The 12,376-nt window shown below is 68.0% G+C and carries 14 protein-coding genes and 1 pseudogene; 10 read left to right on the top strand and 5 right to left on the bottom strand.

Annotation, left to right across the window (positions count from 1 at the left end):
- Nucleotides 1-32 precede the first annotated feature (32 nt).
- Nucleotides 33-227 (bottom strand): NfeD C-terminal domain-containing protein, encoded by a 195-nt coding sequence (locus EV644_RS26690; protein ID WP_132191471.1) that lies wholly within the window; start codon nt 225-227, stop codon nt 33-35.
- Between the two features lie 110 nt (nt 228-337).
- On the opposite strand from EV644_RS26690, the gene EV644_RS26685 reads away from it, so the two are divergent.
- Nucleotides 338-988, top strand: coding sequence for a maleylpyruvate isomerase family mycothiol-dependent enzyme (locus tag EV644_RS26685; RefSeq protein WP_132191472.1), 651 nt, complete (start codon nt 338-340; stop codon nt 986-988).
- A 4-nt stretch (nt 989-992) separates the two neighbouring features.
- Here EV644_RS26685 and EV644_RS26680 read toward each other — a convergent pair whose 3' ends face one another.
- From EV644_RS26680 to EV644_RS26665, 4 genes are all read right to left on the bottom strand, one after another.
- On the bottom strand, nt 993-1,811 hold the full coding sequence (locus EV644_RS26680; protein WP_132191591.1) for a carbohydrate ABC transporter permease: 819 nt from the start codon (nt 1,809-1,811) through the stop codon (nt 993-995).
- A gap of 71 nt (nt 1,812-1,882) precedes the next feature.
- The gene (locus tag EV644_RS26675) at nt 1,883-2,815 is read right to left on the bottom strand and encodes a carbohydrate ABC transporter permease (protein ID WP_132191473.1); all 933 of its coding nucleotides are present in this window, start codon (nt 2,813-2,815) and stop codon (nt 1,883-1,885) included.
- Entirely contained in the window at nt 2,812-4,098 is a 1,287-nt protein-coding gene (locus tag EV644_RS26670; RefSeq protein WP_132191474.1) for an ABC transporter substrate-binding protein, read from the bottom strand. Before EV644_RS26670 ends, EV644_RS26675 begins: the two co-directional genes overlap by 4 nt.
- A gap of 4 nt (nt 4,099-4,102) precedes the next feature.
- Nucleotides 4,103-5,092, bottom strand: coding sequence for a carbohydrate kinase family protein (locus tag EV644_RS26665; RefSeq protein ID WP_132191475.1), 990 nt, complete (start codon nt 5,090-5,092; stop codon nt 4,103-4,105).
- Nucleotides 5,093-5,217: 125 nt separating this feature from the next.
- Between EV644_RS26665 and EV644_RS26660 the strand changes: the two genes are divergently transcribed.
- From EV644_RS26660 to lepB (EV644_RS26620), 9 genes and pseudogenes are all read left to right on the top strand, one after another.
- Nucleotides 5,218-5,970, top strand: a complete 753-nt coding sequence (locus tag EV644_RS26660) for a DeoR/GlpR family DNA-binding transcription regulator (RefSeq protein ID WP_132191476.1) — start codon at nt 5,218-5,220, stop codon at nt 5,968-5,970.
- Complete coding sequence (locus EV644_RS26655; RefSeq protein ID WP_132191477.1) at nt 5,967-7,313, top strand: 6-phospho-beta-glucosidase; 1,347 nt, start codon at nt 5,967-5,969, stop codon at nt 7,311-7,313. Before EV644_RS26660 ends, EV644_RS26655 begins: the two co-directional genes overlap by 4 nt.
- A gap of 283 nt (nt 7,314-7,596) precedes the next feature.
- Nucleotides 7,597-8,034: pseudogene (rpsP, locus tag EV644_RS26650) on the top strand (30S ribosomal protein S16); the annotation flags it as partial.
- A gap of 119 nt (nt 8,035-8,153) precedes the next feature.
- Nucleotides 8,154-8,405 (top strand): RNA-binding protein, encoded by a 252-nt coding sequence (locus tag EV644_RS26645; protein WP_132191592.1) that lies wholly within the window; start codon nt 8,154-8,156, stop codon nt 8,403-8,405.
- A gap of 146 nt (nt 8,406-8,551) precedes the next feature.
- Nucleotides 8,552-9,109 carry a ribosome maturation factor RimM gene (gene rimM, locus EV644_RS26640; protein ID WP_132191479.1) on the top strand — a complete coding sequence of 186 codons (558 nt, stop codon included), beginning with the start codon at nt 8,552-8,554 and terminating at the stop codon, nt 9,107-9,109.
- Nucleotides 9,109-10,329 (top strand): tRNA (guanosine(37)-N1)-methyltransferase TrmD, encoded by a 1,221-nt coding sequence (gene trmD / locus EV644_RS26635; protein ID WP_132191480.1) that lies wholly within the window; start codon nt 9,109-9,111, stop codon nt 10,327-10,329. The genes rimM and trmD overlap by 1 nt, the downstream gene beginning before the upstream one ends.
- A gap of 154 nt (nt 10,330-10,483) precedes the next feature.
- Complete coding sequence (gene rplS / locus EV644_RS26630; RefSeq protein WP_132191481.1) at nt 10,484-10,843, top strand: 50S ribosomal protein L19; 360 nt, start codon at nt 10,484-10,486, stop codon at nt 10,841-10,843.
- Nucleotides 10,844-10,980: 137 nt separating this feature from the next.
- The gene (lepB, locus tag EV644_RS26625; RefSeq protein ID WP_241998805.1) at nt 10,981-11,610 is read left to right on the top strand and encodes a signal peptidase I; all 630 of its coding nucleotides are present in this window, start codon (nt 10,981-10,983) and stop codon (nt 11,608-11,610) included.
- A complete protein-coding gene (gene lepB, locus EV644_RS26620) occupies nt 11,607-12,371 on the top strand; it encodes a signal peptidase I (RefSeq protein ID WP_132191483.1) in 765 nt (254 codons plus the stop codon). The genes lepB (EV644_RS26625) and lepB (EV644_RS26620) overlap by 4 nt, the downstream gene beginning before the upstream one ends.
- Nucleotides 12,372-12,376: the final 5 nt, after the last annotated feature.

The raw sequence follows: 12,376 nt of genomic DNA, 5'->3' as shown, positions 1-12,376 counted from the left end.
GGAACGTGGAACAGTGGGGTGAAGGGCGGAGATCAGATGGCGCGGGCGACGTAGACCGTGCGGGGTGGATCGAACTCGACCACCACGATCGGTGTGCCCACCTCGATCACCTCGTCGGCCGCGGGGTAAGCGTAGAAGGCCTCGGTGGCACCGCGGACCGGCAACATCACCTCGCCGACGATTCCCGGTGCGATCCGGCCGATCACGCGCCCTCGTTTGCCAACCATGACGCCCCCTCCGACGTTGCCCTGCCGCTACCGGTTCCGCACCCTACCGGCTACCTCGGCCAGCTTCCGGGCTCTACCTGGGTAGAGGGAATTCGTGTCACACTCCGGCCATGGCTGAACTGCAGTCACTGATCCGTGCGGAGCGGCTGGCGCTGATCGAGTTCCTCGAGACTCTCGAGCCCGCCGAGTGGGAGACCCGATCCCTGTGCGGCGCCTGGACGGTGCAGGCCGTCGCGGCGCACCTCGCCTGGGCGTCGGCCATGCCGGTGACCGAGACGTTGGCGTCGCTGGCCAGGTCGGGGTTCCGGTTGAACAAGGCAAGCGCCGAGATGGCGGTGCGCTGGGCGCACCGCGGGCCGGCCGCGATCCTGGACCAGTTGCGCGCGAACGCCGCGAACGGGGCGAAGCCGGTTGGTGTGCCGATGGATGCGGTGCTGGTCGACGCCGTCGTCCACGCCCTCGACATCCGGCTCCCGCTGGGAAGACCCCGACCGGTACCTGCCGAAGCTTTCCGGATCGTGGCGGACTTCTCCATGACGGCCAAGTGGCCGATGACCATCTCGGTCGGCGGCAGCGCCCGGAAGAGGCTCGACGGTCTGCGACTGGTTGCCGACGGCTACGACTGGTCCGCCGGCGAAGGTCGGGAGGTGCACGGTTCCGCAGAGACCGTACTGCGGGTGCTGAACGGGCGGCCGGTCGATGCCGACGAGCTGATCGGCCCCGGTGCCGACCAGCTCTACGCCCGCGTCAACCGGCACTGACGGATCAGCCGCGGATGGCGCCTTCGGTGGCTCCCTTGATGAACTGACGCGCGAAGATGATGAAGACCACGATCAGCGGCACCATCGCCATCAGCGCACCGGTCATCACCATGCTGTAGTCGACGCCGTGACTGCGGTTCAGCGACGACAACGCCACCTGCAGGGTCAGGTGATCGGGGTTGGTCAGCACGATCAACGGCCAGAAGTAGTCGTTCCACGAGGCGACGAAGGTGAAGATCCCGAGGAACGCCAGCGCCGGCCGGGCCGACGGCAGCGCCACGTGCCGGTAGACCCCGAGGAAGCCGCACCCGTCCAGCGTGGCGGCCTCGACCAGTTCGTCGTGGATCGAGTTCTGGAAGTACTGCCGCAGCCAGAAGATGCCGAAGGCATTGGCCGCGGCCGGGATCACCAGCGCCTTCAGCGACCCGACCCAGCCGAACGCGGCCATGGTCTGGAACTGCGGTACCGCGCCGAGCTGGGCCGGCAGCAGCATCGTCGCGAGCAGGATCACGAACAGCGCGTTCCGGCCGGGGAACCGGAACTTGGCGAAGGTGAAGGCGGCCAGCGAGTCGAAGAACAGCACCAGCAGGGTGGTCGAGACGGCCACGATCGCGGTGTTGCCCATCGACTGGAAGAACGCCACGTTCGCGAGCACCTCGCGGACGTTGTCGTCGAACTGCGAGCCGAAGGTGAACTTCGGCGGGAACCGGTAGATGTCGGCCGTCGTGTTGGTCGCCATCACCAGCGTCCAGAAGAACGGGAACAGGCAGAGCAGCCCGGCGATCGCCAGCAACGCATGCAGCAGCAGCCCGCGCCACTTCACCGGCCGATGCTTCGCGGGTCGCCGCTGCACCGGCTGTTCGTTGCCGGCCGGCGCTGTCTCGATGACGGCGGTCATTGTCTGCCCCTTCCGCCGAGCAGTTTCCAGTTGATTGCCGTGAACAACAGCACGAGCATGAAGATGCTCAGGGCAATGGCCGCGGCGTAGCCGTAGTCGTTGGCGCCGAAGGCCTGGTTGTAGAAGTACATGACCACGGTGAGCCCGCTCTGGCCGGTGCCGCCGCTGTTGCCGACCATCACCTGCGGTTCGGTGAAGGTCTGCAGTCCGCCGATGGTCGACATGATCACCGTGAACAGCACTACCGGTCGCAACTGCGGCAGCGTGATCGAGAAGAAGGTCCGGAACGGCCCGGCGCCGTCGACCTTGGCCGCCTCGTACTGCTCGGTGGGGATCGCCTGCAGTCCGGCCAGGTAGATGATCGTGTTGTAGCCGGTCCACTGCCACACGATCATCGTGGAGATCGCGATCTTGATCCCCCACGGCTGCCCGAGCCAGTCCTCGGTGGGCAGCCCGAGCGCACGCAGCCCGGCGTTGATCAGGCCGAAGTTGGTGCTGAAGACGGCGGCGAAGAAGATCGCCGCCGCCACCAGCGAGGTGATGTTCGGGATGAAGTAGGCGATCCGGTAGACGCCCTTCAACCGCACCGCCGAGTGCAGCATCACGGCCAGCACCATCGCGATCGCCAGCGTCGGCACGGTCGACATCGCGAACAGCACGACCGTGTTCCACAGCGACAACCAGAACGTGCTGTCCTCCAGCAGGAACCGGAAGTTCTGCAGTCCCACCAGTTGCCGCGCGCCAAGCCCGTCCCACTTCTGGAAGGCCAGCAGGATCGTCGACGCGACCGGGTACAGCCCGAACACCAGGAAGATCAGGTAGAACGGCGACAGCGCCAGATAGAACCGCCAGTACGACCAGATGCTCCGCCTGCGCCCGGGCTTCGCAGTACTGGTCGTCCTGGGTGGCGCGGTCGCGGTCAGGGTCACTGCACGCCCTGACGCTTGCCGATCTGCTTCGCCTTCGAGACGGCCTCCGCCCAGGCCGCGTCCGACGTCTTCTTGCCCGCCTGGACCAGCTTCAGGCCGTCGGTGAACGGCGCGGCGACCGCGGTGTCGAGCGGTGCCTCGTAGGCGATCGGGATGTCCTTCGCGGCCGGCCCGAAGACCTCGATCGGCACCTGGCCGCCGAAGAACGGGTCCGCCGCCTTCAGCTGGGGCTTGTCGTAGGCCGCCGGGGCGGACGGGAAGATCTGCGCGTCGGCGAAGGCCTTGGCCTGGTTGTCCGCGCTGAGCATGTACTTGATCACCTCGAGCGCGGCGGCCGGATCGGCGGCGTTCTTGGTGATGGTCAGGAACGAGCCGCCGAAGTTCGCCGGGCCGCTCGGGGTCGGGGCGACCCGCCACTTCCCGACGCTGGTCTTGCAGGCGGCCTTGATGTCCAGGGCGACCCAGGCCGCGCCGGTCACGGTCGGCACCGTGCCCTGGTCGAGGCCGGCGTTCCAGTCCGGCGTACCGCCGAGCGTCTTGCCGTCGACGCCGGTGGTGATCGCCTTGACCGCGGTGTCCCAGGCCTTGCGGATGTGGTCCTGGTCGCCGATGAACTTGTTGTCCTTGCCGATGTAGCGCTCGGTGCCCTGGTTGACGATCGTGCCGTACATGTCGGTGGCGTCGGCAACGATCAGCGCCTTCGGGTTGGACTTCTTCAGCTCCAGCCCGGCGGCCAGGAAGTCGTCCCAGGTCTTCAGCTGCTCGGCCACCTTGGCGGGATCACCAGGCAGCCCGCCGGCGGTGAAGACGTCCTCGCGGTAGAACAGCGCGGTCGGGCCGATGTCGATCGGGATTCCGATCACCTTGCCGTCCAGCGTGGTGGCCTGCTTGACCTTCCACTCCAGGTAGTCGCCCAGGAAGGAGTCGGCGCCGATGGTCTTCAGGTCGACGAAGCGGTCGGCCTGCGGCAGCAGCGAGGCGATGTCCTCGCCCTTCACGCCGGTGATGTCGGGGATGCTGGTGCCGCCGTTGAGAGTGGTGACCAGCTTCTGCTTGAAGTCGCCGCCGATCTCGGAGTACTTGATGTGCTGGTCGGGGAAGTGCGCGATGGTGTCGTCCAGGACCGTCTTGCCCAGGCCGCCCGGCCAGCACCACAGCGCGATGTTGCCGGTGGCGTTCTTCTTGGTCGATCCCGTGTCCATGCTGGACGAACAGCCGACAACAGTGCTGCCGAGCATGGCTGCGAAGCCCCCGGCGAGCAGCGTCCGACGTGAGAGCTCCATGGTTCTACCTTCCTGACTGGTCGCGCTGGGGTGCGCTTCCGGTGTGCGCGCTGATCAGCGCGGCAAGGGATTGATCTTCTGGATGGTGCTGCTGCCATGCGGCCAGATCGGCCCAGCGGGGCGCCGCGTCGGCGCCACCGAGGCGAGTCACGGAGAGCGCCGCCGTGAGCGCGGCGAACCGCACGCGCTCCGCCAGCGATAGCTCCCACAACGTGGCCGCGATGAACCCGGCGGCGAACACATCACCCGCCCCGGTGGTGTCCGCCGCCTGGACTGGGAAAGCCGGTACTGCGACGCGCTCGCCGGTGCGGGCGTCCGTCGCCAGGGCTCCGTTCGCCCCGTCCGACACGACGACCACCGGGACCTTGGCCGCCAGTCGCTCGAGCGCGTCGCCCGGGGACGTAGTACGGGTGTAGCTCATCGCTTCGCCGGCGTTCGGCAGGAACACGTCGCAGTGCTCCAGCTGGTCGAGCACGGCCGGGTCCCACTGTTCCGAGGGATCCCAGCCGACGTCGGCGAACACCACGCTGCCGGCCGCCTTCGCCTTCGCGAGCCACTCGTTCGGCCAGGGACCGATGTGAGCGGCGACGGCGCGAGCGGCCGGCGGCGTGGTGAGAAGCTCGTCGGCTGACAGCGGGGGAGGGGTACCCCGGGTGACCAGTGCCCGGTCGTTGTCATAGGCAAGGGCCACCGTGAGGGGGGTCTGCCAGCCGTCGAGCTTGCGGGAGAGGGTCAGATCGATGCCCTCGTCCTGGGTCAGCTTGTCCCAGAGACGGTGGCCGAGGTCGTCCGCGCCGAAGGCCGCGACGAGTCCGGTGCGCAGGCCCAGCCGGGCCAGCGCGACCGCGAAGTTGGCGATCCCGCCCGGGCTTTCGGCCGAGTCCGACGCCCAGACCTCGGTACCGGGCTGCGGTGCGGTGGGCAGGCCGAGGACGAGGTCGTGGAACACCAGGCCGGACACGACCACGTCCAGTGGCGTGTCTCGATCGCTCATCGTCAGCACACTCCTGCAGGGTCGCTCAAACTCGTGCAGACAGTGTGGAACGTATGAGCAAAGTGCGCAATACCCCTGCAAAATTATGATCGAGTGTGACGTAGTTTGCGTGATACGGTTGCTGCGTGTTGCCAAAGCAGCGGCAGGATCAGATCGTCCGCGCGCTTCGGGCCGACGGGGCCGGGGGTGTGAAGGTGCTGGCTGCCCAACTGGGGGTCAGCGAGGCGACGATCCGGCGCGACCTCGAGCAGTTGCACGAGCAGGGCCGGCTGACTCGCGTGTACGGCGGTGCGCTGGCTGTCGATGGTGGCGACCAACCCTTCGCCGAGGTGAGCGCAGTACGGGCCGATGAGAAGGACAAGATCGCGCGGCGGGCTGCTGCCCTGGTCAGCGACGGTCAGTCCGTGCTGCTCGACATCGGGACCACCGCGCTCCGGCTCGCGCAGCATCTGCACGGGCGGTCGTTGACCGTGGTGACGAGCAACCTCGCCGTGCTGGAGGAGTTGCAGAACGACGAGCAGATCGAACTGATCATCCTGGGCGGCTTCGTCCGGCGCAGCTACCGGTCCCTCGTCGGATACCTGACCGAGGAGAGCCTGCGGCAGATCCACGTCGACTGGCTGTTCCTCGGGACCAGTGGGGTCCGCCCCGACGGGCGGGTGATGGACAGCACGATGATCGAGGTACCGGTGAAGCGGGCGATGATCAAGGCTGCCGACCGGGTGGTGCTGCTCGCCGACGCGACCAAGTTCCCCGGCCACGGTGTCGCCAAGGTGTGCGAGCCGTCCGAGCTTTCGATGGTGGTGACCGAGCCCGGCGCCGACGAGGCGACCCGGACGCAGCTGGAGGAGGCAGGGGTGCAGGTGGTGCTCACGTGAGACTGACCATCCTCGGCGGCGGGGGATTCCGGGTGCCGCTCGTCTACCAAGCCCTGCTGGGGGATCGCGGCGAAGGCCGGATCACCTCGGTCGTGCTCTACGACACCGACCGCTCCCGGCTCGCGTCGATCGGTTCCGTACTCCGGCAGCAGGCCGCACTGGCTTCGGGCGTTGCCCCGGTGGTGACGGAGACGACCGATCTCGACGAGGCCCTGCGGGGCGCGGACTTCGTCTTCTCCGCGATCCGGGTTGGTGGACTCGAGGGGCGCACAATCGACGAACGTGTCGCGCTCGACCTCGGCGTACTCGGTCAGGAGACAGTCGGCGCGGGTGGGATCGCGTACGGGTTGCGCACGTTGCCGGTGGCAACGGCCATCGCCCAGCGGGTGGCCGCGCTGGCTCCCGAGGCCTGGGTCATCAACTTCACCAACCCGGCCGGCATGGTGACCGAGGCGATGATCCCGTACCTGGGTGACCGGGTGATCGGGATCTGCGACTCTCCCTCCGGGCTCGGGCGACGGGCCGCGCTGGCCCTCGGGCTGGACGCGTCGCAGGTGTTCTACGACTACGCGGGGCTGAATCACCTGGGGTGGTTGCGAGGGCTGCAGTCGGGTGGTGTTGATCACCTCCCCGCGTTGCTCGCGGACTCGGCGGCGCTGGCGGACTTCGAGGAGGGCCGGCTCTTCGGGGTGGAGTGGCTGCGGTCGCTCGGGTCGATCCCGAACGAGTACCTGCATTACTACTACTTCGCGCGGGAGACCTTGGCGGCCGTGCAGACGGTCGAGCAGACGCGCGGCACGTTCCTGCTGGAGCAGCAGTCCGCCTTCTACGCGGAGACTGCCCGGCACCCGTCAGCCGCCCTGGAGGTGTGGCAGAAGACCCGGGCCGAGCGCGAGTCGACGTACATGGTCGAGAGTCGCGCGGTCGCCGACGCGGGGGAGCGGGACGAGCGGGATATGTCCGCGGGTGGCTATGAGCAGGTCGCGCTGTCGTTGATGCGGGCTATCGCGCACAACGAACGCGCCTCGCTCATCCTCAACGTGCGGAACCGCGGCACCCTGCGGCACCTGGATGACGACGCCGTGGTCGAGATTCCGTGCACGGTCGACGCGAACGGCGCCCGGCCGGTGGACGTGTCCCCGCTCACCGACCACCAGGCCGGCCTCGTCTGCGCCGTCAAGGCCGTCGAACGCTCCACCATCGAAGCCGCCGCGACCGGCTCCCGAGCCGCCGCCATCCGAGCTTTCGCCTGGCACCCGCTGATCGACTCGGTCACGGCCGCCCATCAACTCCTCGACGGCTACGTCGACCACCTCCCCGACCTCGCGCCCTTCCGCTCCTGAGGCCGCGAAGTGGTGAGTCGTCACTCAGTCGTGGATCCGCGTTGCCGGTAATCGTTTGCCGGCCCCCTCGATCCACGACTGGGCGCCACTCGCTCCTCCCTGGGTGGGTGGAATTGGTTCGGGGTGGGGGGATCTGGCAGAATGGCGGGCTGAGTCCGTCTGGATCGCGTGCAGCCCTCTAACTCCACGTCCCACGGCGGCCCATCCGAGTGGCTGCTCGTTGTCCCCACGACGCCGGTTGCCGCTCAACCAGACATGAAATCCCGAGGGAGACCCCACAAACGTGGCAGTCAAGATCCGTTTGAAGCGCATCGGCAAGAAGCGTGCGCCGCACTACCGCATCGTCGTGATGGACGCCCGCACCAAGCGTGACGGCCGCGCCATCGAGGAGATCGGCAAGTACAACCCGAAGACCGAGCCGTCGTTCATCCACGTCGAGTCGGACCGGGCGCAGTACTGGCTGGGCGTCGGCGCGCAGCCGACCGAGGCCGTCGAGGCGATCTTCAAGGCCAGCGGTGACTGGCAGAAGTTCAAGGGCCTGGAGGCCCCGGCGCCGCTGCGGGTCAAGGAGCCGAAGCGCGACAAGCAGGAGATCTTCAACGAGGCCCTCGCCGAGGCGCACGGCACCGTGAAGACCGACGCCGTCACGACCAAGAAGGCCGCCGCCAAGAAGGCCGAGCCGAAGGCCGAGAAGAAGGCCGACGCCGCCAAGGACGACGCCCCCAAGGACGAGGCTCCCAAGGACGAGGCTCCCAAGGACGAGGCGGCCAAGGTCGAGGCGAAGGCTGACGAGGCTCCCGCCGCCGAGGCGCCGGCCGACGACGCCAAGGCCTGACCATGATGGAGACCGAGGCGCTCGAGCACCTGGTCCGAGGCATCGTGGACAACCCTGACGACGTCAGCGTCCGGTCCCGCAACCTGCGGCGCGGACGCACCCTCGAGGTGCACGTGCACCCCGACGACATCGGCAAGGTGATCGGCCGCAACGGCCGGACGGCGACCGCGATCCGTACCGTCGTCGGAGCGCTCAGCTCCGAGGCGTCGGTCCGGATCGACTTCGTCGACGAGTTCAACCGGCGCCCGCGCCGCTGAGCCCGAACAGTCCCTTGAAGGGCCGTACCCACACCCTGGGTGCGGCCCTTCACTGCTATACCGACACTGTGCACAGCTGGGCCCACTCCGGGCTCGGTTCAAGTAGAGCCCGTTGCGGGCTCACGGTCAGAAGGTAGGAACTTGCGGTGCTGGTGATCGTCGGCCGGATCGGCCGGGCCCACGGGATCAAAGGCGAGGTCGGCCTGGATGTGCGGACGGACGAGCCGGACCGCCGGTTCGCCGACGGCGCGAAGCTCGTCACGACCGAGAAGACCCCGCGCACCCTCACGGTCGACGCCAGCCGCTGGCACAGCGGCCGCCTGCTGGTGAAGTTCGCCGAGGCGCCGGACCGGACCGCCGCGGAACTGCTGCGCAACCTGGAGCTCCAGGCCGAGATCGACGAGGACGAGCGCCCGGAGGACCCGGAGGAGTACTACGACCGCGAGCTGATCGGCCTGAAGGTCCGGACCACCGAGGGCGTGGAAGCGGGCGAGGTGATCGACGTGGTGCACCTCCCGTCGCAGGACCTGCTGGAGATCCGCCGCCCGGCCGGCAACGCAGTACTGGTCCCACTGGTTGAGGAACTGGTCCCGGAGATCGACCTTGCCACGCAGTACGTCGTAGTGGCCGACCGGCCCGGTCTGCTCGACCCGGAGGGCGCAGAGGTGGTCGCGACGGAGCCCGCCCAGGGAGCTGGCGACTGATGAGGCTGGACGTCGTCTCGATCTTCCCGGAGTACCTGGCCGCGCTGGATGTGAGCCTGGTCGGCAAGGCGGCGAAGAGCGGTCTGCTGGACGTTCGGGTGCACGACCTGCGCGAGTGGACCCATGACCGCCACCGGACCGTCGACGACACCCCGTACGGCGGCGGCGCGGGCATGGTGATGAAGCCCGAGCCGTGGGGCGAAGCGCTGGACGACGTGGCCCCGGCCGATGGTCCCTCGCAGCCGCGGCTGATCGTGCCGACGCCTGCTGGAAGGCCGTTCACCCAGGCCCTGGCGTATGAGCTTGCCGCTGAGCCTTGGCTGGCATTCGCCTGTGGACGGTACGAGGGCATCGACGCCCGGGTGGCCGAGCATGCTGCCGAGCGGATGCGGATGGACGAGGTCTCCATCGGGGACTACGTGCTCAACGGTGGCGAGGTCGCAGTACTGGTCATGGTGGAGGCCATTGCCCGGCTGCTGCCCGGTGTGATCGGCAACCCGGAGTCCCTGGCCGAGGAGTCTCACTCGGGCGACGGCCTGCTGGAGTACCCGGTCTACACGAAGCCCACCTCCTGGCGCGGCCACGAAGTACCGGAGGTCCTGCTGTCGGGCAACCACGCCCTGATCGCCAAGTGGCACCACGACCAGTCCGTACGCCGTACCGCCGAGCGCCGGCCGGATCTCCTGGCGGCCTGGGGCGCCACCGTGGGTCACAAGGCCGACGTCGTGGAGCGCAAGGAGGACGCCGCGCTGCTGGCGAAGGTTTTGCCCGCCAGCGAGGCCGACGCGGGGGAGATCAACACCCTGCAGCGTGCGGCGTACCTGACCGAGGGCCAGGCGTACGCGGACCTGACCATCCCGCCGCTGCAGGAGGAACTCGCGGGCACGATCGAGCGGATCGCCCAGGGCGGGGTGTGGAAGGCGATGGTCGGCGCCCGGGTCGTCGGGTCCGTGCAGGTGGTCGTCGAGGGCGAGGTGGCCCGGATCGGCCGGCTGATGGTGGCACCCGACTGGCAGGGCCGTGGCATCGGGAAGAAGCTGCTCCGGGTCGCGGAACAGGCCGCGCCCGCCGAGGTCACGCGGTACGAGCTGTCCACGGGTGCGGAGAGTGAGCGCAACCTGCAGCTGTACCGGAATACCGGTTACCGAGAGGTAAGCAGGGAGCAACAGACTGCGAAAGTGGAGCTGGTCCTTCTGATGAAGCGGCGACGGCGACGCTGATTTCGTTGCGACCATGCCGGTGTGGCAAACTTGGTCGCTGTTGCCGTTCGGTGCTCCTGCCACAGGGGGTGACCACCGATCGGCGACATCTGTGACTCCTCACCATTCGAGCATTCGTGGGTGACCTGTGGCACGCGCGAGGAAGAGACACCTGATGAGCAACATCCTGAATGAGCTCGACAACGCGAGCAAGCGCGACGACATCCCCGCCTTCCGGGCCGGTGACACCGTCAAGGTGCACGTCAAGGTCGTCGAAGGCAACCGGTCCCGCGTCCAGGTGTTCCAGGGTGTCGTGATCCGGCGCCAGGGTGGTGGCCTGCAGGAGACCTTCACGGTCCGCAAGGTCAGCTTCGGCGTCGGCGTCGAGCGGACCTTCCCGATGCACACCCCGATCGTCGACAAGGTCGAGGTCGTCACCCGCGGCGACGTGCGCCGCGCGAAGCTGTACTACCTGCGCGAGCTGCGCGGCAAGGCAGCCAAGATCAAGGAGAAGCGGGACATTCCGGCCTCCTGATCGTCTAGCGACGACGGTCAAGTATGGCGCCGAGCACTGCGACTCGAGCTCGCCCGGTCGCCACGAGCGCACGTCGCAGTAAAGGACGTCACCGCAGGCTCAAGCAGCGGAACCCGCTGCTGAGCCTGCTGACCGAGATGACCACCGTGACGGTGCTCGCGCTGGTCATCACGGTCGTGCTCCGCCTTTTCGTCGCCGAGGCCTTTTACGTTCCCTCGGAGTCGATGTACGACACGCTCACGACGAACGACCGGATCCTGGCCGAGAAGGTCAGCTATCTGCACCGTGACGTCGACCGTGGCGACATCATCGTCTTCAAGGACCCCGGCAACTGGCTGAACGAGGAACAGCAGGCCCCCGGCTCGTTCCGGCGGGTCGGCGAGTTCGTCGGCATCCTGCCGCGCAGTGGTGAGGGTCACCTGGTCAAGCGGGTGATCGGCATCGGCGGCGACAAGGTGGTCTGCTGCGACCGGTCCGGGCGGATCACCGTGAACAAGATCCCGCTCGACGAGCAGGAGTATCTGCTGAAGGACGCCAAGCCCTCGAACCAGCCGTTCAGCGTCGTCGTACCGCCCGGTCACCTGTGGGTGATGGGCGACAACCGGGCCGAATCCGCCGACTCCCGTGCGCACATGGGTGGCCCCGGTGGAGGGTTCGTGCCGGTCGAGAACGTGGTTGGCCGCGCCTGTTGCGTAATCTGGCCGTCTGACCGGATGACGATGCTGCGTCCTCCGGAAACCTTCAAGAAGCCGGGGCTGAAGAAGTGACTGAGACACCGACAGCGACGACAGAGAATCCACCCCACCGCTCGGGGCTCGCGGCCGCCGCTCGCGAGTTCGTGCTGATCGTGGTCGGTGCTCTCATCGTCTCGTCGATCCTGCGGGCCTTCGTCGGCCAGATGTTCATCATCCCGAGCGAGTCGATGGAGAACACCCTGCTGGTCGGCGACCGGGTGGTGGTCGAGAAGCTGACCGACGTGGAGCGGGGCGACGTGGTCGTCTTCGAGGACCCGGGCGGCTGGCTCGGCGAGGAGGAGAGCGGCCAGAAGCGCGGTTCGGTGGGCCGGTTCTTCGAGGTCGTCGGTCTGCTGCCGGACTCCAGCCACGGTCACCTGATCAAGCGCCTGATCGGCATGCCCGGTGACAAGGTCGCCTGCTGTGACGCCAAGGGCCGGCTGATGGTGAACGGCCAGCCGCTGGACGAGGGAAGCTACCTGTATCCGGGTGATGCCCCGTCGGCGATGGAGTTCCAGGTCACGGTCCCCGCGGGCCGTATTTTCGTGATGGGCGACCACCGGTCCGAGTCGGGCGACTCCCGGGTGCACCTGAGCGACACCAACGCCGACGGCGGCAACCCGGGCGACGCCGCCTTCGTGCCGCTGGACAAGGTCACCGGGCGCGCGGTACTGGTTGTCTGGCCGGCCAGCAACTTCGCCAAGCTCGGTATCCCCGACACCTTCAAATCGATCCCGGCGCCAGGACCTGCCCCGGACAAACCCTCGATCTCCCTGACGCCACCACCCAAGTGAGCGAG

This window comes from Kribbella orskensis (genome assembly GCF_004342085.1).
GTDB lineage: Bacteria > Actinomycetota > Actinomycetes > Propionibacteriales > Kribbellaceae > Kribbella > Kribbella orskensis.
Note: the sequence above shows the minus strand (reverse complement) of the source record. Positions and strands in the feature narration are given on the sequence as shown.